Annotated in this window: 17 protein-coding genes and 1 pseudogene; 14 read left to right on the forward strand and 4 right to left on the reverse strand. The window is 67.0% G+C overall.

From position 1 onward, the window contains the following. The first annotated feature begins 17 nt into the window (after positions 1–17). From IMZ29_RS17210 to IMZ29_RS17220, 3 genes are all read left to right on the forward strand, one after another. Positions 18–404, forward strand: a complete 387-nt coding sequence (locus IMZ29_RS17210; RefSeq protein WP_216186390.1) for a hypothetical protein — start codon at positions 18–20, stop codon at positions 402–404. Between the two features lie 129 nt (positions 405–533). Further along, a complete protein-coding gene (locus tag IMZ29_RS17215; RefSeq protein WP_216186392.1) occupies positions 534–686 on the forward strand; it encodes a hypothetical protein in 153 nt (50 codons plus the stop codon). A 69-nt stretch (positions 687–755) separates the two neighbouring features. Continuing rightward, on the forward strand, positions 756–2,339 hold the full coding sequence (locus tag IMZ29_RS17220) for a TerC family protein (protein ID WP_216186394.1): 1,584 nt from the start codon (positions 756–758) through the stop codon (positions 2,337–2,339). 132 nt (positions 2,340–2,471) lie between these two features. Here the strand turns inward: IMZ29_RS17220 and IMZ29_RS17225 are convergent, their stop codons facing one another. Both IMZ29_RS17225 and IMZ29_RS17230 read right to left on the reverse strand, forming a co-directional pair. Beyond that, positions 2,472–3,437 (reverse strand): tripartite tricarboxylate transporter substrate binding protein, encoded by a 966-nt coding sequence (locus tag IMZ29_RS17225; protein WP_216186396.1) that lies wholly within the window; start codon positions 3,435–3,437, stop codon positions 2,472–2,474. A 61-nt stretch (positions 3,438–3,498) separates the two neighbouring features. Next, a complete protein-coding gene (locus IMZ29_RS17230; RefSeq protein WP_216186398.1) occupies positions 3,499–4,761 on the reverse strand; it encodes a flavin-dependent oxidoreductase in 1,263 nt (420 codons plus the stop codon). Positions 4,762–4,858: 97 nt separating this feature from the next. On the opposite strand from IMZ29_RS17230, the gene IMZ29_RS17235 reads away from it, so the two are divergent. Both IMZ29_RS17235 and IMZ29_RS17240 read left to right on the forward strand, forming a co-directional pair. Next, on the forward strand, positions 4,859–5,758 hold the full coding sequence (locus IMZ29_RS17235; protein ID WP_216186400.1) for a LysR family transcriptional regulator: 900 nt from the start codon (positions 4,859–4,861) through the stop codon (positions 5,756–5,758). Between the two features lie 100 nt (positions 5,759–5,858). Further along, a complete protein-coding gene (locus IMZ29_RS17240) occupies positions 5,859–7,352 on the forward strand; it encodes an SLC13 family permease (protein ID WP_216186402.1) in 1,494 nt (497 codons plus the stop codon). Positions 7,353–7,416: 64 nt separating this feature from the next. Here the strand turns inward: IMZ29_RS17240 and IMZ29_RS17245 are convergent, their stop codons facing one another. Further along, positions 7,417–9,072: an alpha/beta hydrolase gene (locus IMZ29_RS17245; protein WP_253207214.1), complete on the reverse strand. Its 1,656-nt coding sequence runs from the start codon at positions 9,070–9,072 to the stop codon at positions 7,417–7,419. 413 nt (positions 9,073–9,485) lie between these two features. On the opposite strand from IMZ29_RS17245, the gene IMZ29_RS17250 reads away from it, so the two are divergent. From IMZ29_RS17250 to IMZ29_RS17280, 7 genes and pseudogenes are all read left to right on the forward strand, one after another. Further along, positions 9,486–10,055, forward strand: coding sequence for an anthranilate synthase component II (locus tag IMZ29_RS17250; RefSeq protein WP_253207215.1), 570 nt, complete (start codon positions 9,486–9,488; stop codon positions 10,053–10,055). A gap of 11 nt (positions 10,056–10,066) precedes the next feature. Beyond that, positions 10,067–11,096 (forward strand): annotated as a pseudogene (gene trpD / locus IMZ29_RS17255) (anthranilate phosphoribosyltransferase). Between the two features lie 16 nt (positions 11,097–11,112). Then, positions 11,113–11,904, forward strand: a complete 792-nt coding sequence (gene trpC, locus IMZ29_RS17260; protein ID WP_216186404.1) for an indole-3-glycerol phosphate synthase TrpC — start codon at positions 11,113–11,115, stop codon at positions 11,902–11,904. A gap of 76 nt (positions 11,905–11,980) precedes the next feature. Continuing rightward, complete coding sequence (locus IMZ29_RS17265; protein WP_216186406.1) at positions 11,981–12,730, forward strand: uracil-DNA glycosylase; 750 nt, start codon at positions 11,981–11,983, stop codon at positions 12,728–12,730. 4 nt (positions 12,731–12,734) lie between these two features. Then, positions 12,735–14,021, forward strand: coding sequence for a class I SAM-dependent methyltransferase (locus tag IMZ29_RS17270; RefSeq protein WP_216186409.1), 1,287 nt, complete (start codon positions 12,735–12,737; stop codon positions 14,019–14,021). Between the two features lie 91 nt (positions 14,022–14,112). Further along, positions 14,113–15,591, forward strand: a complete 1,479-nt coding sequence (locus IMZ29_RS17275) for an ATP-binding protein (protein ID WP_216186411.1) — start codon at positions 14,113–14,115, stop codon at positions 15,589–15,591. A gap of 231 nt (positions 15,592–15,822) precedes the next feature. Further along, entirely contained in the window at positions 15,823–16,596 is a 774-nt protein-coding gene (locus IMZ29_RS17280) for a class II aldolase/adducin family protein (protein ID WP_216186413.1), read from the forward strand. Positions 16,597–16,659: 63 nt separating this feature from the next. On the opposite strand, the gene IMZ29_RS17285 is transcribed toward IMZ29_RS17280, so the two are convergent. Continuing rightward, on the reverse strand, positions 16,660–17,157 hold the full coding sequence (locus tag IMZ29_RS17285) for a MarR family winged helix-turn-helix transcriptional regulator (RefSeq protein ID WP_216186415.1): 498 nt from the start codon (positions 17,155–17,157) through the stop codon (positions 16,660–16,662). Between the two features lie 258 nt (positions 17,158–17,415). Here IMZ29_RS17285 and IMZ29_RS17290 point away from each other — a divergent pair, with 258 nt between their 5' ends. Together IMZ29_RS17290 and IMZ29_RS17295 are read left to right on the forward strand one after the other, a co-directional pair. Beyond that, positions 17,416–19,569, forward strand: coding sequence for a thiamine pyrophosphate-dependent enzyme (locus tag IMZ29_RS17290; RefSeq protein WP_216186417.1), 2,154 nt, complete (start codon positions 17,416–17,418; stop codon positions 19,567–19,569). Between the two features lie 10 nt (positions 19,570–19,579). Continuing rightward, the coding region (locus IMZ29_RS17295) for an indolepyruvate oxidoreductase subunit beta family protein (protein ID WP_216186419.1) at positions 19,580–20,290 on the forward strand (711 nt) is incomplete at its 3' end.

The raw sequence follows: 20,290 nt of genomic DNA on the forward strand, positions 1-20,290 counted from the left end.
CGGCCTGGCCCGCCTCCGTGAGTCTCACCCGGTGGCTGCTCGCCCTCATCCTTCTGCTCGCCGGCCTGGTGGGCGCGCTGCACGATCACGGCCCTCCTGTGGCCGAGGAAGCTGCTGACGCACCCAGCGCGTCGCTCTTCGCCCTCACGCCCCACGCGATCATTCGCGATGCCACGCACGTGGCCATCGTGCTCGAACGCACGTCCGGCGCGCCCACGGGCTGGAAAGCCCCCACGCCGGGGTTGCTCGTCACTCCCGAGCCGCACGATGCCGCCGCGCGCCCCCTGCGCACCGAGCCTCCCGTGCTGGCCTCCAGCCTGCGCAGTCTGTTGCGCGGCGCGGTTCAGGCGCGCGGGCCGCCGGCATCCTCCCTCACCGGATTCCCTGTAGCCGCCGTCACCTGACAGCATCGATCGCGTGTCTCGGCCAGCCGGCCTCGTCCGGGCGGGCCGCGCCGTCAGCCACTGAGCGACGCTGACAGCGAACGCCGCCTACCATTGCCCGGTGCGGCCGGAATCGGTGAAGGACCTGTGATGTCGCTCGAATATGCCCTGGCGTGCAGCGCGCTCGCCGTGGTCCTGCTCTTCTCGGCCTGGCGCGAACGCGCTGGCAACCCGCGAGACGTCCGCCTGCTGGCGACGCTCGGTACGGGCGCCGGATTGGCAGCCGCCGCGGTAGGCCTGTAAGCACTGCCGACCGCCCCGGTCCTTCCTCCTGGCAGGACCGGGGCACCCAACCTACGCTGTGAGACCTTCATGCTTGAAATGCTCTCCGACCCAGCCATATGGATCGGCCTGGCCACCCTGGTGGTGCTGGAGATCGTCCTTGGCATCGACAACCTGATCTTCATCGCCATCCTGGCGGACAAGCTGCCGCCACATCAGCGCGACCGCGCCCGCGTCATCGGCCTGTCGCTCGCGCTCATCATGCGCCTTGGCCTGTTGTCGGTGATCTCCTGGCTGGTCACGCTGACCACGCCACTCTTTCACGTCTTCGGACACCCCTTCTCGGGACGGGACCTGATCCTGTTCTTCGGCGGCCTGTTCCTGCTCTACAAGGCCACGACAGAACTGCACGAACGCCTGGAAGGCGTGTCGCACAAGACGGCCACCTCCACGGTCTATGCGAGCTTCTCGGTCGTCGTCGCCCAGATCGTGGTCCTGGACGCCGTGTTCTCGCTCGACGCGGTGATCACCGCCGTCGGCATGGTCGACGAACTACCGGTCATGATGGCCGCCGTTGTCATCTCCATCGGCGTGATGCTGCTCGCCTCCAAGCCGCTCACGCGCTTCGTGAACGCGCACCCGAGCGTGGTGATCCTGTGCCTGAGCTTCCTGCTCATGATCGGCCTCACCCTGGTGGCCGAAGGCCTGGGCTTTCACCTGCCCAAGGGCTACCTGTACGCGGCGATCGGCTTCTCGATCCTCATCGAGTTCTTCAACCAGTGGGCCCAACGCAACAGCCGCAAGCAGGAATCGCGTCTGCCGCGTCGTCAGCGCACCGCCGAGTCGGTGCTGCGCCTGCTGGGCGCACGTCAGGCAGCCGACGCCATGCCGGCGGGCGCGCCCATGGCCGAAGCCGACGGCCCGGCCGATGCCCCGACCTTCGCGGACGAGGAACGCCATATGGTGAGCGGTGTTCTCACCCTCGCCGAACGCAGCGTGCGCTCGGTGATGACGCTGCGTAGCGACATCTCCTGGATCGACCTGGAAGACCCGCCCGAGACCATTCGCCAGCAGTTGCTGGAGACGCCGCATGGCATCTTCCCGGTGTGCCGGGGCTCGCTCGATGACCTCGCCGGCGTGGCACGCGGCAAGGATCTCCTGGGCGATCTCATGCGCCAGGGCCGGATCGATCCGGCCACGCTGCGCGACCCGCTCTACGTGCCGGAATCGCTGCCTGCCATCAAGCTCATCGAGACCCTGCGCCATGCGCGTGGCCAGATCGCGCTGGTGAGCGACGAGCACGGCATGCTCACGGGCCTGGTCTCGCCCATCGACATCCTGGAGGCCATCGCCGGCGAGTTCCCGGACGAGGACGAGACACTCGAGATCCAGCGCATCGACACCAACAGCTGGCTGGTGGCCGGCAGTGCCGACATCCACCTGGTGGAGAACGCGCTGGGCACGCACGGGCTGCGCAGCCCCGACGGCAGCTACACCTCGCTCGCGGGCTTTCTCCTCACGCACTTCGACCGTCTGCCCCTGGCGGGCGACAGCATGACCCACGACGGCTTCGTGCTGGAAGTGGCGAGCGTGAACGAGAACCGCATCCTCACGGTGAGCATCCGCCGGGAGGCGCCGCAGCCAATCGACGGCGCCGAGCCCGTCCCGGCGTGAGGCGGACAGCGGAGGGGTGTCCTGACCGGCCAGCAGGCGGGTCAGCACGCCTGACGCGCGAGCGCATCCCCTACGCGCTCGCCGGGGCCGGCCAGCTTCTGCTCGAGCCGGCCCACGATCCTTCGGCCTCGATCACTCCGCGGTGATCTTGCCCGCGCGAATCACCTCGGCCCAGCGGTCGGCGTCCTCGCGCACCAGCGTCGCGAATTCAGCAGGTTCCGAGGTTGCCGGCACCATGCCCTGCGCTTCGAAGGCCGCTGCCACCTCCGGCGCGGCCAGCACGCGGCCGATCTCGTCGTTCATGCGCTGCACCACGTCGTCCGGCGTGCCCTTGGGCGCGAAGACGCCGTACCACATGTCCACGCTGTCCATGTCCACGCCGGCCTCCTTCAGCGTCGGCACGTCCGGCAGCGTGGTCAGGCGTTCGTCGCCTCCGGTCGCGAGCACGGCGAGCCGGCCGGACTTCACGTGCGGCAAGGCCACGTGCACCGGCAGGAACATCGCATCGATACGGCCACCCAGGAGATCCGTGACGGCACCCGCCGTGCCCTTGTAGGGCACGTGCAGCAGCTCGGCGCCCGTGCGCTGCGTGAACAAGGCCATGGCCAGATGATGGGGCGTGCCCACGCCCGGAGTGGCGTAGGTGAGCGCGCCGGGCTTGTCCTTGGCCGCGGCCAGCAGGCCCGCCACATCCTTGGCCGGCTGCACCTGCGGGTTGGTGACGAGCAACAGCGTGCCCCACGACGTCTGCGCCACTGGCACGAAGTCCTCCACCGGGTCGTAGGTGAGCGAGGTGAAGAGGCTCCGGTTCATCACCAGGGTGTTCACCTGCACGAGCAGCGTATGCCCGTCGGGCTTGGCGCGTGCCGCCTTCTCGCTGCCGATGTTGCCGCTCGCGCCCGCGGCGTTGTCCACGATCACCGGCTGGCCGAGGGCGTCGGGCAGCCGGGCGCCCAGTTGGCGCGCGATGATGTCGATGCCCGTGCCCGGCGTGTAGGGCACGACGAAGGTGATCGGCTGAGTGGGCCAGGCCTGAGCCGCCGTTGCACCGAGCAGGAGTGCCGTGGCGGCAAGGCGCCGCAAGCAGGTCGAAAGCATGTTGAGTCTCCGTATGTCATCGTGAGGGCCACGTCAGCGAGGACTCGGCCCGTGAAAGCCGTCAAACGAATGAAGGACGAGCGCGCAGCTGCGCCGGGTCATAGCCTGCCACGCGCTTGTAGTTGTCCGAGATGGCCTGCAGCTCGGCGCGCGGCACCACGGATTCGATGTCGATGAAGCGCTGGCCACCCGAGCGCTCGAACACCTCCCGCAGGATGGCATCCGGCGGATTGCGCCGGTTGGTCAGCACGACGTTGCCGGTGGCCGGCACGCGTTCCGCATCGTAGGCCGCCAGGGCATCCTCACCCACGCCCTGGCGTTTGAGCCGGCCGGCGAGGCAACGAGCGTCCAGGATCGCCTGGCCCGCGCCATTGGAGCCGCGCGGCACCATCGGGTGGGCCGCGTCGCCCAGCAGCGTGATGCGCCCGTGCGTCCAGCGCGGCAGCGGGTCCTGGTCCACCATCGGATACTCGAGCACGTCCTCCGAGGCCCGGATGAGCGCGGGCACGTCCAGCCAGTCGAAATGCCAGTCAGCGAAGGCGGGCAGGAAGTCTTCCAGGCGGCCCGGACGGCTCCAGTCGCGGATCGCGGGCGTCTCGTCCTCGATTTCGGCCACCCAGTTGATGAGCTGGCGGCCCTGGGCGTCGCGCACGTCGCGGATCGGATAGATCACCATCTTGCCCACCGTCAGCCAGCCTGCGCGAATCATGCTCGCGCCCGACAGGATGGGCTCCCACCAGGTGGTGCCGCGCCACATGTTCACGCCGGAATAACGCGGCGCCCCCTCGTCGGGATAGAACTGCCGGCGCAGTGCCGAATGCACGCCGTCGCAACCCACGGCCACGGCCCCACGCGCTTCGCCCGCCGGCTCGCCGTTCGGGTCGACGAACCGCGCGACGACGCCCGTCTCGTCCTGCGTGACACCCGTGCAGCGTCGGCCGCACACCACCGCATCCTCACCCAGTCGCTCGCGCACGGCCGCCAGCAGCACGGTCTGCAGATCGCCCCGGTGGATCGAGAACTGCGGCCAGTCGTAGCCGGCGGCGGTGCCCGCGGGCTCGCGGAAGATGAGCTGGCCGTGTTCGGTGAAGAAGACGGATTCCTGCGTGCGCACCGCCACCGCGTCGAGCGCGCCGAGCAGGCCGAGTTCATCGAGCTCGCGCACGGCGTGCGGCAGCAGGTTCACGCCCACGCCGAGCGGCTTGAGCTCGGGCACGGCTTCGTAGAGACGGCAGGCGATGCCGGCCTGATGCAGGCTGAGCGCCAGCGTGAGGCCGCCGATGCCGGCGCCGAGGATGAGAACTTGAGTGTCGTGCTGGGCCATGGACAGTGCAATCGCAGGAAGAGACGGATTCGCCATTAGGCCGCGCGTGGGACAATAAGGGAAATTTAGATGTGACATGGGTTCATAAGCTCTGCCTATGAATATCTCCACGCGTCAGATGCGCGCATTCCTTGCCGTCATGCGCACCGGCAGCTTTACGCGCGCGGCCGAGCAGGCCCACATGACGCAGGCCGGCCTGAGCCTGCTCATCCGCGAGTTGGAGAACCAGCTCGGTGCGCGCCTCTTCGATCGCACCACGCGTTCCGTGCAGCCCACCCCCGCTGGACGCAAGCTCGCGCCCGTGGTCGAGCGCGCCTTGCTGGAGCTGGACAACGTCACTGACGACATCGGCGCACAAGGGCTGGCCGCACGCCGCCAGTTGCGCATCGCTGCCACGCCGCTGGTGTCCTCGCACCTGTTGCCGCAGCTGCTGGCGGGCTTCATCGCGGATCACCCCGATACGCGCGTCACGCTCATCGACAACAGCCTGGGCGACGTCGAGGCGGCCGTGGCCTCCGGCGAGGCGGATTTCGGCCTGGGCTTCTTCTTTCAACGCACGCCGGGCCTCATGCGAACCCCTATTGGCCGCTTCGCGCTCATGCGGGTGACGCCAGCCGACGCCTTGCTTGCGAAGCCGGGCCGCGCGCCGTGGTCCTCGCTCGCCGGCCAGCGCCGTATCGGCCTCCCACCGGACAACCCGATTCAGAAGACCATCGATGCCCAACTAGTGCGCCTTGGCATCGCGCAGGCCGACACCCAGGCCGTGCACTTCTTCGGCACGCTCATCGCCATGGCGGAGGCGGGCTTTGGCACGGCTATCATGCCCACGTTCGCCCTGTCGGCGTGCCGACACTACCGTGTGCGCGCCGATGTGCTCACCCATCCCCGAGTGAGCCTTGGCTTCTACCGCATCACCAAGCGCGGGGCTGGCGAGACACCCGCCATGATGGCATTCACGCAGCGGCTCACTTCCGCATTGCCCTTGATGTCGGGCTAGCTCCGCGCAAAAGGGGACAGCCACGTGCCACTGTCGGGCATGTCACTTGCTGTTACGGCGGTCCTCCCATGCCACCGTGCCGGACGCCACGCTCGCGCTCATGCCTACGCCCACACTCACCGAACGCCCTTCCGTCAAGCCGATCCCCTCGATCGTCGGCATCGTGCTCTTCGCGCTCGTCCTGTGGTTCCCGGCGCCCGATGGCATGACGCCAGAAGCCTGGCGGCTCGTCGCGGTGGCCCTGCTGATGATCACCTGGTGGATCACCGAGGCCATCCCCGTGTCGGCCACGGCCCTGCTGCCGGTGGCGCTGTTTCCGATGGTGGGCGCCACGAGCGCGCGCGAGGCCACGTCGCCCTACGGCGACCCGATCATCTTTCTCTTCATGGGCGGTTTCTTTCTCGCCATGGCGATGGAGCGCTGGAGCCTGCACCGGCGCATCGCGCTGAACATCGTGTCGCGCACGGGCTCGCAACAGCACCGCATCGTTGCCGGCTTCATGATTGCCACGGCGTTCTGCGGATTGTGGGTCTCCAATACGGCCACGGCCGTCATGATGTTCCCTGTTGCCTTGTCCGTGGCCAAGCTGATCGCCGACAAAGGCGGCTCCTCGCAGTTTCCGCTGGCCCTGATGCTCTCGGTGGCCTACGCCGCCTCCATCGGGGGCATAGGCACGCTGATCGGCACGCCGCCGAACGCCCTGCTCGCGGGTGCGCTGAACCAGACCTACGGTTATGACATCGGCTTCGCGCAATGGATGATCTTCGGCATTCCGATCATGCTCGTCATGCTCTTTGGTGCCTGGGTGCTGCTCACGCGCGTGTCCATCCGTCTGGACCGCAAGACGATCGAGGGCGCCGACGAACTCTTCCAGGCCCAGCTGGCCGATATCGGCCGCTGGTCCACCGCCGAGAAGCGGGTGGCGATCGTATTCGTCGTCACGGCCCTGCTCTGGATCTTCCGTACGCTGCTGCAGGACTTCATCCCGGGCCTGTCCGACGCCTCGATCGCGATTCTCGCGGCCATTGCCCTCTTCCTGATCCCCGCTGGGGACAAGGACGGCGGTGCCCTGGTCGACTGGGACATGACCAAGAACATGCCCTGGGGGATCCTGGTGCTCTTCGGCGGTGGCTTGAGCCTGTCGGCCGCCGTGGTGGCCACGGGGCTGGATGGGTGGATCGGCAACCAGCTGGGTACCTACGCAAGCGCGCTGCCCACCATCGGCATCGTCCTGCTGGTGGCCTTGGCGGTGCTGGTCATGACCGAATTCATGTCGAACACGGCCACCGCCGCCACTTTCATTCCCATCGTCGCGGGACTGTCGGTGAGCCTGGGCGAGAATCCCTTGCTGCTCATGGTGCCCGCCACCCTCGCGGCATCCATGACGTTCATGTTGCCGGTGGCTACGCCCCCCAACGCCCTGGTGTTCAGCTCGGGCTACATCACCATCGGTCAGATGGCTCGGCACGGCTTCCTGACGAACGTCCTGTCGCTCATGGTCATTACCGGCCTGGGCTACTGGCTGCTCATCCTGTTCTTCGGTGTCGTGCCTGGCGAACTGCCAGATTGGGCCGTGCGCGCGAATCCGAGCTGACGGCTCCCGCAACGCGTTGGAATTCGGGCTCTGAGTTCAGGCACGCCTCAGGCGTGCCACCGGCTCAGGGCCCGTCGCGTTTGAGGCGGTCCAGTGCCTCGGCCGACCAGCCTGGTGCATCCGTGAGCGAGGCCCAGGCGTCCACGTAGTGTTCGAAGGCATAGGTGTGCCCGTACCCCTTGGGCGGCTCCACCGCGAACATCACGTCGAACGCCAACTGCACCGCGCTCACCACCGGAATCCAGCGCAGGTCCGGCGCCACGTCCGGCCCGAGCGGCGGCTGCATCCAGTCCGGCCGGCGCCACAGAGCGCTGGGCTCGAAGAACGTGACCGCATCACTCGCATACTGCAGGAAGACCACGCGGTACGGCCCCCAGGGCGCGGGCGTGTCCTCCAGGGCGTTGTGCTGCGAGGTGAAACGGATCACCGACCCGTCACGGAACTGCGGGAGCCAGGCCGGCGTACCGGGGTTGCGATCGGCCGTCACCACTCGCCACGTCGGCGTGTTGAAGGGTGGCCCCGACCACAGCGCGCCGTGGTAAGGATCGCCAATCACCTGATGCAGGTCATGACTCAGATTGGAGTTCAAGGCGCCCAGGCTCAAACCGTGCAGGTAGAGACGCGGACGGGCGTCCTCGGGCAGGCTGCGCCAGTGGTCGTACACCGCCGAGAACACGGCACGCGCCGTCTCCACGCCGTAGTCCGGATCGGCCAGCAGGGCAATCCAGCTGGCCAGATAGGAGTACTGCACCGACACCGTCGCCACGTCGCCCTGCAGCACATACTCCAGCGCCGACTGGCTTTCCGGATCCACCCAGCCCGTGCCCGTGGGCGTCACGATGACAAGGTTGGATCGCGAGAAGGCGTCGATGCGCTTCAACTCCGCCAGGGCCAGCGCCGCACGCGCCTGCGGCGAATCGGCGGAGTTGAGGCCGACATACACCCGCAGCGGCTCCAGCGCAGGGCTTCCTGTGAACTCGGCGATGCGCTCTCGATCCGGCGCGGCGGACACCATGTAGCGCCCTTGCCGGCCGAGGTCAGACCACGACAACAGCGAGCCGGGCCCGCCGGTCTTCAAGGGATCCTGCGGCCGTGTGCTCGCTTCGTCGAAGAGGCCGTCGAGCTCGCGATAGGTGCCGTCCAGGGCGCGCATCACGCCCTGCACGAGCAAGCCATTGCCGATGTTCCAGAAGAGCACGGAGGTGACCACGAGGGCGAGCAGCGCCGCCGTCGGCCCGGGCACGTGGCGCGCGAGGCGCACCGACAACCGGCGCGCCACCAGCCCGAAGAGCCGGCACACCAGCACGATCAGGAGAAACAGCGCCAGCGCCATCACCGCCAGCGTGAAGGGCCCTGCGCCGTCCACGGCGGGCATGCCCATCAAGTCGCGCAGGCGATTCTGCCAACCCGTGGACCACCACAACGTGGCAGCGGCCGCGACGCTGCAGACCACGGCGGCCACCCCCAGCACGATGCGGTGCGCGCGGCCCTGGGCCGAGGGCAGGCCCAGCGCGGCCCATGCCAGCCGCAGCAATACGCCGATGCCGTAGCCCGCTGCCAAGCACAGCCCGCCCAGCGCCCCCTGGATCAGGGGCGAGCGTGGCACGAGGCTGGGCGTGAGGGAGGCCGCAAAGAAGAGCGTGCCCAGGATCAGGCCTGTGCTCGATAGTGACGAGAAGAAGGCCGCGACGAGGCGCAGCGGAGGAAACGACAGAGGCATGGCGCGCGGGAATAACTCAGGCTGCCCGCGATGATGACACAGCGCATCTCGCCGATGGATTCGGGGCGATTGTCGCCCGTGATAGAATCGCTCATCCTCTGGGTGCGCGCTCGCGCTGCGCCCGCTGCAGGGCTCATACCCTCTCGAGATCATGATCCGTTTCGCTTCTGCCCGTCCTGCCCAGTGGTGGCGCTTCCTCTAGGAAGCGGCACGTTGTTGCGGCACGCGCCGCACCTTGCCGCCGAACCGGCAGACAAGGTGCATTAGAAGCTCTCCGGCAAGGCGGCTCCCCTACCCAAGGAGATTGCCCCCATGCCATCCACGCGCCACCCGATCACACCCCCTGCATTCGCACGCAACGCCCTGCGCAGCCCCGTCACGTCTGCACTCATCGCCACGCGAGGCCAATGACCATGGCCCGCCTGCTGATGATCGACAACTACGACTCCTTCACCTACAACCTCGTGCAGTACTTCGGCGAGCTCGGTGAGGATGTCCACGTTGCCCGCAACGACCAGATCACGATCGAGGAGATCGAAGCCCTGGCACCGGATCGCCTGTGCATCTCGCCCGGGCCCTGCGCCCCGGCGCAGGCCGGCATCTCGATCGCCGCCATCCGCCACTTCGCGGGCCGCCTGCCGATCCTGGGCGTGTGCCTGGGCCATCAGGCCATCGGCGAGGCCTTTGGCGGCAAGGTCGTGCGCGCGCAAGTGGTGATGCACGGCAAGACATCGCCCATCACCCACGAGGACTGCGACGTCTTCGCCGGGCTGCCCTCGCCCTACACCGTCACGCGCTATCATTCGCTCGCCGTCGAGCGCGCCTCCCTGCCCGACTGCCTGGCCGTGACGGCCGAGACCGCCGATGGCGAGATCATGGGTCTGCGTCACACCAGCCTGCCGATCTACGGCGTCCAGTTCCACCCCGAGTCGATCCTGAGCGAGCACGGCCACGCGCTCCTGAAGAACTTCCTCGTCCTCTGACGGAGACAGCCATGACCGCCATTTCGATCAATGACGCCCTGACGCGCTGCATCGAGCACCGCGAGATCTTCCACGACGAGATGCTGCACCTGATGCGGCGCATCATGCGTGGCGAGCTGTCCGAGTCCCTCACCGCGGCCCTGCTGCTGGGCCTGCGCGTGAAGAAGGAGACGATCGGCGAGATCGCCGCCGCCGCGCAGGTGATGCGCGAGTTCGCCACGCCCGTGAAGGCGTCGGACCCGGCCAACCTGCTCGACATGTGCGGCACGGGCGGCGACGGCAGCCACACCTTCAACATCAGCACCACGGCCATGTTCGTTGCCGCCGCGGGCGCGCGCGCATCGCCAAGCACGGCAACCGCAGCGCTTCGTCCTCCTCGGGCAGCGCGGATGTGCTCGAAGCCCTGGGCGTGAATCTCGCGCTCTCGCCCGAGCAGATCGCCGAGTGCGTGGACGCCACGGGCATCGGCTTCATGTTCGCCCCGGCCCACCACGGCGCCATGAAGCACGTGGCTGCCGTGCGCAAGGAACTGGGCGTGCGCACGATCTTCAATATCCTGGGTCCTCTCACCAATCCGGCCGCGCCGCCAATCAACTGATGGGTGTCTTCCACCCTGATCTGGTCGGCATTCAGGTACGTGTCTTGCAGCGATTGGGCTCGCGTCACGTGCTCGTCGTGCACGGCATGGACGGCATGGACGAGGCCTCGCTCGGGGCAGCCACCCTGGTCGGGGAACTCAAGGACGGCGAAGTCGCCGAATACCAGATCCATCCCGAGGACTACGGCATGGCCATGGTCTCCAACCGCAGCATCAAGGTGGCCGGACGGGACGAATCCCGTGACCGCGTGATCGAGGCCCTGGACAATACGCCCGGCACCGCACGCGACATCGTCGGCTACAACGCCGGGCTCGCGCTGTATGCAGCCAACCTGGCCGGCTCTATCGACGAAGGCATCCGCAAGGCCTTCGACCTGATCGCCAGTGGGGCAGCACGCGAGAAACTCGAACAGTTCGCTGCCTACACCCGGCGATTCGCCTGACTCAGAACATCATCCTATGAACGACGTTCTCCAACGCATTCTCGCCGTCAAGGCCGAGGAAGTCGCCACTGCGCGCCAGCTGCGCAGCGAATCCGAACTGCGCCGCGAGGCCGAGCTGCGCCAGGACGTGCGCGGCTTTGCCGCGGCCCTGGAAGCGACCATCGCCAGCGGCCGCCCCGGTGTGATCGCTGAAATCAAGAAGGCGTCGCCCTCCAAGGGCGTGATCCGGGCGGATTTCCATCCCTCCGTGATTGCCGGCACCTATGCGGCCCATGGTGCGGCCTGCCTGTCGGTGCTCACCGACGTGCAGTTCTTCCAGGGCGCGCATGATTTCCTGCGCCAGGCCCGTGCCGCGTGTTCGCTGCCCGTGCTGCGCAAGGACTTCATCATCGACAGTTACCAGGTGGCCGAAGCGCGCGCGCTCGGGGCGGATTGCATCCTGCTCATCGTCGCGGCGCTCGAGCCCGCCCGCCTGCGCGACCTGGAGGCGCTGGCCCACGGCCTGGGCATGGACGTGCTGGTCGAAGTGCACGATGCAGCCGAGCTGGACGTGGCGCTCACGCTGCGCACGCCGCTCATCGGCATCAACAACCGCAACCTGCGCACTTTCGACGTCACGCTGGACACGACGCTGGGCCTGCTCTCGAGCATCCCGGCCGATCGCCGGGTCATCACCGAGAGTGGCGTGTCCACGCCGGAAGACGTGAAGCGCCTGCGCGAACGCGGCGTCGAAGCCTTCTTGGTGGGCGAGAGCTTCATGCGCGCGGACGATCCGGGCGTGGAACTGCAGCGGCTCTTCGCGGCATGATGGGGATGCTGACGATGCATGGCGCGCCCGGCGTTGCCGGGCGTGCGGCTCGCGGCACGATCGCCCAGGAGCGCCCATGAGCCAGTTCGCCCCGAATCGACTGCGGGAACCCCTCTCGGCCCACGTCGAGTGGCTGCCCGAACCCTGGAAGCCTGCGCTGGCGGACGTCCTCGCCTCGCCCGGCTTCGCCGCCCTCGATGCCTACATCGCCGAGCGGCTCGAGGCCGGTGCGGTGATTTACCCCTCGCATCCCTTCCGAGCGCTCGAGCTCACGGCGCCTTACCAGGTGCGCGCCGTGATCCTCGGACAGGACCCATATCATGGACCGGGACAGGCTCAGGGATTGAGCTTCTCAGTGCCCACGTGCGAGCGGCGCCCGCCGAGCCTGCGCAACATCTTCGCGGAGATCGCTGCCAGCCTGGGGGGCGATGCCGCGCAGTTCGACAACGATCTGACCCGCTGGGGCAAGCAGGGCGTGCTGCTGCTCAATGCCATGCTGACAGTCGAGGACGGCCAGGCCGCCTCGCACGCCAAGCGCGGCTGGGAAGCCTTCACGGATAGCGTGATCTCCGCCGTGGCGGCCGATGACGCGCCCAAGGTGTTCCTCCTGTGGGGCGCCCATGCCCAGAGCAAGCAGGCCCTGATTCCGCGTGGCTCGCCGCATCTCGTGCTCTCGTCCAATCACCCCTCCCCCTTGTCGGCGACGCGCCCGCCCGTGCCGTTCATCGGCTGCGGACACTTTCGCCGGGCGAACGAATGGCTGGTCGAACAAGGTCTGCCGCCCATCGACTGGGTGGGCACGCTGGTAGCGTCGGCGCGAGGCTGAGCGCATGAGCCACGACCACCAGAGCGCGCCCTTCTCGGGCCAGGACAGCCCGTCGAGACAGGCAGCCAGCGCCGTCGACCCGCACGGCGCGCCACGACAGAACGCCGGCGCTGTCGAGGCTGGCGACACGCGTCCACAGACAGCCAGCGCCGCCACCGGCCTGCCCCTGCCAGACGACGACAGCCGCGCCCATTCGACTCGCGTTGCAGCGCACCTGCGTACGCGGATCGACGCCGGCGGCGGCTGGCTATCCTTCGCGGATTTCATGGCCGACGCGCTGTACGCGCCAGGCCTGGGTTACTACGCCGCGGGCAGCCGCAAGTTCGCCGCCGACGGCGATTTCGTCACGGCGCCCGAGCTGACGCCGCTCTTTGGCGCGACGCTGGCCGGCCCGGTGGGCCGCGTGCTGCGCGAGACGGGTAGCCTGGAAGTCCTGGAGTTCGGTGCCGGCACGGGTGCCCTCGCCGAAGCGCTGCTCGAGGCCCTGGCCGACCAGGGGCTGGAAGTCCGCTACAGCATCCTGGAGGTCTCGGCTGACCTGCGCGAGCGGCAACAGACGCGGCTGGCCCGCTTTGGCGAGCGTGTGCGCTGGCTCGACGCCCTGCCGCGCGGCTTCGTTGGCTGCGCCGTGGCCAATGAAGTGCTGGATGCCATGCCCGTGCATTTGGTGCGGCGCAGCGAGGACGGCACGCTTCAGGAGCGGGGCGTGGTGCGCGAAGGCGACGCCTTCGCCTGGGAGGACCGCCCTGCCGCTCCCGCGCTCGCGGCGATGGCCGAGGATCGATTGCCCCCATTGCCCGGCTACCTGAGCGAGATCAACCTGCAGGCCGAGGCCTTCGTGCAGGGCGTTGGCACCTGGCTCGCCCACGGCGCGCTGCTCTTGATCGACTACGGATTCCCGCGGCACGAGTACTACCATCCGCAGCGCGCCGAAGGCACGCTCATGTGCCACCTGCGCCACGTGGCGCATGCGGACGCGCTCGCCTGGCCCGGCATCCAGGACATCACCGCCCACGTGGACTTCACCGCCATGGCCGATGCGGCCCTGGAAGGCGAGTTGGACGTACTCGGCTACACCGCCCAGGGACGCTACCTGCTCAACGCCGGATTGTCAGGCCATTTGCAAGCGCTGCAGGCACGCGACGCCACGGCCTACGCGCGCAGCCTGAATGCCGTGCAGAAGCTGGTATCTGAAGCCGAAATGGGCGAGCTCTTCAAGGTGCTGGCCGTGGGCAAGGGCCTGGACGAGATGCCCGGGTTCGAGATCGGGGATCGGCTGGACCGGCTGTAGCCGTCAATGCCTCAGGCTTGGTAAGCCACGTTGCAGTTCTGCGAGAATGCAGGAGTCGCAAACTCCGGCCTGCGCAGGCCAGACTCTCGCCATGAATGAGGAAATTCGCTACCCCCGCCGTCTCCAGACTTTAGTCCAGCGGCTTATCAGCGAGGACGCTGAGAGTGAATGGTTGGAGTTCAAGGCGGGCAATGAAAACCCCTCGGAGATCGGCGAGTACATCTCCGCACTTGCCAATTCAGCGACGATTTGCGGCAAGAGTCACGGCTATGTGATTTGGGGCGTCGACGACGAAAGCCGTGAGATCGTCGGCACCGCGTTCCGTCCAGCCGAGGCTAGACGGGGCAATGAAGCCCTTGAGGCCTGGCTCCTGCGTAGCCTGGTCCCTCAGGTGAGCTTCCATTTCTACGAACTGACGGTGGACGCCAAACGTGTCGTCATCCTGAAGGTCGCTCGCGCCTCTAATCGCCCCGTCGCATTCTTCGGCACCGAGTTCATACGGGTCAGCTCTTACAAGAAGCCACTGAAAGAGGCACCCGAGAAAGAACGCGTCCTTTGGCGGCTTTTCGACGCAGTCCCGTTCGAAAGACACGCTGCCCTGGTGGGCCTTTCCGAAGGCGATGTGACACAGCTACTGGACTACCCTGCCTACTTTGATCTTCGCGAACTTCCGCTTCCTGAGCATCGGCAAGGCATCCTGCAGGCACTCGCAGATGATCGTCTGATCGAGATCGAGGACGAGGGTGACTGGGCCATCACGAATCTGGGAGCTGTTCTTTTCGCGAGGCGTCTGTCGGACTTCGAGAGGCTCGGGCGCAAGGCTGTTCGCGTCATTCGCTACGGAGAGAACGGACGGGTATCGTCAGGCTCGGAGCACATGGAGACCCGCGGATACGCGTCTGGATTCCGTGATCTGCTTGCTTATATTCATCGCTTCGTGCCTAACAACGAGATCATCGGGCAGGCGCTTCGCCGGGCGACCCCTATGTATCCCGAAATCGCCATTCGGGAGCTCATCGCGAATGCGCTCATCCATCAAGACTTCACGATCACCGGTGCTGGTCCCCTCGTCGAGATCTTTCCCGGACGCATCGAGATCACGAATCCTGGTACGCCGCTCATGCCGGTAGACCGGTTGCTGGACAAAGCACCACGCTCCCGAAATGAGGCACTTGCAGCTCTCATGCGGCGATTCGGGGTGTGCGAGGAGCGCGGCAGTGGCATCGACAAAGTCGTTCAGGCTACCGAAATGGCGCAGCTGCCGGCGCCGGAATTCCGTTCCGAGGACGATAGCTTTCGCTCGACACTATTTTCCTATTCGTCCTACAACCAGATGGACAAGGCGGACAAGATCAGAGCAACCTATCTCCACGCCAGCCTGCGATACGTTCAACGTGACATGATGACGAACACGTCCCTGAGAGAGCGGTTTGGAATTCCCCAGGCGAACAGCGCCATCGTCTCTCGCTTGATCAAAGACACCGTGGAAACCGGCCTTATCCATCCTCACGACGAGAATGCCGGCAGACGTTTCATGAGGTATGTCCCTCATTGGGCTAAGAGTGCCTAACCGGGCTTTGTGGTCTTTCCTTGGGACTTGCCGCATTTGATCGCCATTTGACGAGACATGGTGGATAGCCAACCCACCCAGCATTAGTCGCGCTAATTCAACAACTTGTGTATCGCACGCCATTTGACGGCCATTTGATGACCGACGAATATAACCCGGGTTTTATTGGCCATGACTGCTACAGTCGCTCGCTATCATGGTCAGTCAAGACCTAACTGAGGAGACACGCCCATGACCGAACCCGCTACCCTCCAACACGTCGTGCACGAAGACGAATGGCGTCTTCGCGTCGAGCTCGCCGCCTGTTATCGCCTGGTGGCGATGTACGGCATGAGCGATCTCATCTTTACGCACATCAGCGCCAAGCTGCCGGAAAGCGTGACGGGTGGCGAGGAGCAGTTCCTCATCAATCCCTACGGCATGTTCTTCGATGAGATCACCGCGTCCTCGCTGGTGCGCATCGACATGGAGGGCAACAAGCTCTCGGACAGCCCGTACGAGGTGAACCGTGCGGGCTTCGTGATCCACAGCACCATCCACGAGGCGCGCCCGGACGTGGGGTGCGTGATCCACACGCATACCCGTGCCGGCGTGGGCGTGAGCGCCCAGCGCGACGGCCTCTTGCCGATCTCCCAGCAATCCACATTCATCACGCGCGATCTGGCATACCACGATTACCAGGGCCTGGCCGTCAACGACGAAGAGCGCGTGAGCCTGGTGGCGGATCTGGGCACCCACAACTACTTGATGCTGCGCAACCACGGCCTGCTCGTCGCCGGCAAGGGCGTGCCGCAGGCCTTCGTGAACATGTACTTCTTCGAGACGGCCTGCCAGATCCAATTGGCGGCGCAGTCCGGTGGCGCCGAGCTCACGCAGGTCACCCCCGAGGTGCTGGCGGGCGTGGGGCAATCCAGCGCCAAGATGCGTACGGTACACCCGGGCTTGCTGGCCTGGCCGGGCTTGCTGCGCCGGCTGGACCGGCTCAATCCGGGCTACGACAGCTGAGCTTGCCACGAGCGGCGTGCGTTGGCGGGCTGAAGCATTCTGTCCCGCCGACGGCGACCCTGCTCACGCCTCGCTCGCCATCTCCGCCCCGCGCCGCTGCTCGATCATGCGGCGCAGCATCACCTTCAACTGTTCCCCCCGCTCCAGGCCGAACGGCTCCATCACCTGGCGTTCGTGCTCCTTGGCGAGCTCCATCAGCCGGGCCACGGTGGCCTGGCCTTGCGCCGTGATGCGCACGAGCGTCACCCGGCGATCCTTGGCATGCGACAGCCGCTCGACGTCGCCCTTGGCTTCCAGGCGGTCGAGCATGCGTGTCACGGTGGGCTGCTTGGTCACCGACATGCTGGCCAGCCCGCCGATGCTCATCGCGCGCCCGCCGGCCAATGAGGCCAGCACCCGCCAATCCGACACCGTCAGCCCATGGGCGAGCACCACCCGGTGGAACTCGTGCGAGATCAGGCGGCTCGCCTGCGCGAGCAGCGCGGGCAGGTAGTCATCGACGAAGGCCTCGCCATCGTCGCCCGGCACGGGTGCCGGGGTGCGGGATTCCGCCGTTTTCATGCAGTCCTCTTGCGGTGTCTGGGCAGGCACGGTCTCGGTGCTTTCGCGTGGCGGCAAGCACCACCGTGACGCATCCAATCCCGATGATGGCCCACGCCCGTTGTCAGGAATTCGCGCCATACCGAGGGTTTGTCTGGATGCGCGATTCTGGCATACGAGTTGCATAATGTTCCATGAATATTCATATATTCAAAGCTAAATCACTTGCGTGGTGCGCGAGACGATCGCCCCCGCAGCGACAGCCGGAGGCCTCGCGACATGGCGGAAAGATCCTTTGCGGAAGAAGTGAAGAAGCTGCGCCTGGGTGAAGGCGAGGTCTTCAGTGGCGAGGGCATCCTCGCCATCACCAAGGCTTTGCTGGAATCCGGCGTGGCCTACGTGGCGGGCTACCAGGGCGCGCCCATCTCGCACCTGATGGACGTGCTGGCCGACGCGCAGGACATCCTCGCGGAGAATGGCATCCGCTTCGAGAACAGCGCGAGCGAGGCCACGGCCGCCGCCACGCTGGCCGCCTCGGTGAACTACCCGCTGCGCGGCGCCGTCACCTTCAAGGCGACGGTGGGCACCAACGTGGCGTCCGACGCGCTTGCCAACCTCGCCTCGGGCGGGGTCACGGGCGGCGCGCTCGTCATCGTGGGCGAAGACTACGGCGAGGGCTCCTCGATCATGCAGGAGCGCAGCCACGCCTTCGCCATGAAATCGCAGATCTGGATGCTCGACCCGCGCCCCAACCTGCCCAGCATCGTGGATGCGGTCAAGCATGGCTTTGCGCTCTCCGAGGCCAGCCATACCCCCGTGATGCTGCAGGTGCGCATCCGCGCCTGTCACGTGCACGGCCAGTTCACGGCCTCGGACAACGTCAAGCCCAGCTTCACGCTCAAGGACGCGCTCGAGCAGCCGCAGCGTGACGTGGACCGCATCGTGTTGCCGCCCGCGAGCTTCCTGCACGAGCAGGAGAAGATCCGTGAGCGCTGGCCCGCGGCGGTCAAGTACATCCAGGACCACGGCCTGAACGAGGTGTTCGCCGAGGACACGGCCGACGTGGGCATTCTGTTGCAGGGTGGGGTCTACAACACCGTGCTGCGCGCGCTGGAGCGCCTGGGCATGGCCGACATCTACGGCAATTCCCAGGTGCCGCTATACGTGATGAACGTGGCCTACCCGGTGGTGGACGACGAGGTGCGCCGCTTCTGTGCCGACAAACGCGCGGTGCTGGTGATCGAGGAAGGCCAGCCCAACTACATCGAACAGAACATCGCCACCATCCTGCGCCAGGCGGGCATCGCCGCCGCGCTGCACGGCAAGGATCTGCTGCCGGTGGCGGGCGAGTACACGGCGGCGGTCGTCAAGCAGGGCGCGCAAGCGTTCCTGGAACGCTATGGCCTGATCGACGTCCCGGCGCCGGTGGTGCCGCAGCAGAAGGTGATTCCGCTGGTGGCCGAGGCCAAGCGCCCGCTCAATGACAGCGTGCATGCCCGCCCGCCCGGCTTTTGCACGGGCTGTCCGGAGCGGCCGATCTTCGCGGCCATGAAGCTCGTCGAGCGCGAACTCGGCCCGCACCACATCAGCGCGGACATCGGCTGTCATCTCTTCTCCATCCTGCCGCCCTTCAACCTGGGCAACACCACCATGGGCTACGGCCTGGGTGCGGCAGGCGCCGCGGCACTCAACACGAACGCCGACAAGCGGGCCATCGCCGTCATGGGCGACGGCGGCTTCTGGCACAACGGTCTGACCAGCGGCATCGCCAATGCGGTGTTCAACCGCAGCAACAACCTCACCATCGTGGTCGACAACAACTACACGTCGGCCACGGGTGGGCAGGACATTCTGTCCTCGACAGCGACCAATCCCACTCGCAGCACCGGCCACGAGATCGAATCGGCCGTGCGTGGCGTGGGCGTCAAGTGGGCCCGCACCGTGTCACGGACCTACGACGTGGCCGGCATGCGTGACGTGCTGCGCGAGGCGCTCACTACGCAGGAGCCCGGCCCGAAGGTGGTGATCGCGCAGAGCGAATGCATGCTCAATCGCCAGCGTCGTGAAAAGCCGTTGGTGCGCAAGGCCACATCCGAGGGCAAGCGCGTGGTGCGCGAGCGCTTCGGCGTGGATTCGGACACCTGCACCGGGGATCACTCCTGCATCCGCATCTCGGGCTGTCCGTCGCTGTCCATCAAACCCAATCCCGATCCCCTGCGGCAGGACCCGGTGGCCACGGTGCTCGACAGCTGCGTGGGCTGCGGCATGTGCGGCGAGGTCTCGCACGCCGCCGTGCTGTGCCCCTCGTTCTATCGCGCGCAGATCGTGTCCAACCCCACGCGCTGGGATCGCCTGCTCGAGCGCGTGCGCGGCCGCGTGATCGGCTGGCTGCAATCGGCCGCGGCGCGTCGTCGCGCCCGCCTGGCCTTCTAGGAGACGCGGCATGAACGCGCAACCGATCAAGATCGCGATCCTCGCCATGGGCGGCGAAGGCGGCGGCGTGCTGGCCGACTGGATCGTCGATCTGGGCGAGCACAACGGCTACATCGCCCAGACCACCTCCGTGCCGGGCGTGGCCCAGCGCACGGGCGCCACGATCTACTACGTGGAGCTCTTCCCGGCGAACGCGGCCCAGAAGGCCGGCGGCGCCCCGGTGCTGGCCCTGATGCCCCTGCCGGGCGACGTGGACATCGTGCTCGCCTCCGAACTGATGGAGGCCGGGCGCGCCGTGCAGCGCGGGCTGGTCACGCCGGATCGCACCACGCTCGTGAGTTCCACCCACCGCGTCTATTCGATTGCGGAGAAGTCCGCCCTGGGCGATGGCCGAGTGGACAGCCGGGAGCTGCTGGCCCACGCCGAGCGCGCCGCCCGGCACTTCGTGCGCTTCGACATGGCCGAGACCGCCGTGCAGGCGGGCAGCGTCATCAGTGCCGTGCTCTTCGGTGCGCTGGCGGCCACCGGCACCCTGCCGTTCTCCCGGGCGGATTTCGAATCCACCATCACGCGCGGCGGCGTGGGCGTCAAGCCCAGCCTGAAGGCCTTCGACGCGGCCTTCGCCAAGGCACGTCACCCGGCGCCCGACGCCACCGCCGCTGTCGCCTCCACGGCGGCTCCGGACGGCCCGGTGCACGGCATGGGCGCCACCGGCGCCACC

The sequence above is a fragment of the Verticiella alkaliphila genome, assembly GCF_018904615.1.
In the GTDB taxonomy this organism is placed as follows: Bacteria; Pseudomonadota; Gammaproteobacteria; order Burkholderiales; family Burkholderiaceae_B; genus Verticiella; species Verticiella alkaliphila.

What these genes read in the sequence shown, in the direction of transcription:
- IMZ29_RS17215 (WP_216186392.1), top strand. Translation starts at nt 534, where the DNA reads ATGTCGCTCGAATATGCCCTGGCGTGCAGCGCGCTCGCCGTGGTCCTG.
- IMZ29_RS17220 (WP_216186394.1), top strand. Translation starts at nt 756, where the DNA reads ATGCTTGAAATGCTCTCCGACCCAGCCATATGGATCGGCCTGGCCACC.
- IMZ29_RS17225 (WP_216186396.1), bottom strand. Translation starts at nt 3,437, where the DNA reads ATGCTTTCGACCTGCTTGCGGCGCCTTGCCGCCACGGCACTCCTGCTC.
- IMZ29_RS17230 (WP_216186398.1), bottom strand. Translation starts at nt 4,761, where the DNA reads ATGGCCCAGCACGACACTCAAGTTCTCATCCTCGGCGCCGGCATCGGC.
- IMZ29_RS17235 (WP_216186400.1), top strand. Translation starts at nt 4,859, where the DNA reads ATGAATATCTCCACGCGTCAGATGCGCGCATTCCTTGCCGTCATGCGC.
- IMZ29_RS17240 (WP_216186402.1), top strand. Translation starts at nt 5,859, where the DNA reads ATGCCTACGCCCACACTCACCGAACGCCCTTCCGTCAAGCCGATCCCC.
- IMZ29_RS17245 (WP_253207214.1), bottom strand. Translation starts at nt 9,072, where the DNA reads ATGCCTCTGTCGTTTCCTCCGCTGCGCCTCGTCGCGGCCTTCTTCTCG.
- IMZ29_RS17250 (WP_253207215.1), top strand. Translation starts at nt 9,486, where the DNA reads ATGGCCCGCCTGCTGATGATCGACAACTACGACTCCTTCACCTACAAC.
- trpC (WP_216186404.1), top strand. Translation starts at nt 11,113, where the DNA reads ATGAACGACGTTCTCCAACGCATTCTCGCCGTCAAGGCCGAGGAAGTC.
- IMZ29_RS17265 (WP_216186406.1), top strand. Translation starts at nt 11,981, where the DNA reads ATGAGCCAGTTCGCCCCGAATCGACTGCGGGAACCCCTCTCGGCCCAC.
- IMZ29_RS17270 (WP_216186409.1), top strand. Translation starts at nt 12,735, where the DNA reads ATGAGCCACGACCACCAGAGCGCGCCCTTCTCGGGCCAGGACAGCCCG.
- IMZ29_RS17275 (WP_216186411.1), top strand. Translation starts at nt 14,113, where the DNA reads ATGAATGAGGAAATTCGCTACCCCCGCCGTCTCCAGACTTTAGTCCAG.
- IMZ29_RS17280 (WP_216186413.1), top strand. Translation starts at nt 15,823, where the DNA reads ATGACCGAACCCGCTACCCTCCAACACGTCGTGCACGAAGACGAATGG.
- IMZ29_RS17285 (WP_216186415.1), bottom strand. Translation starts at nt 17,157, where the DNA reads ATGAAAACGGCGGAATCCCGCACCCCGGCACCCGTGCCGGGCGACGAT.
- IMZ29_RS17290 (WP_216186417.1), top strand. Translation starts at nt 17,416, where the DNA reads ATGGCGGAAAGATCCTTTGCGGAAGAAGTGAAGAAGCTGCGCCTGGGT.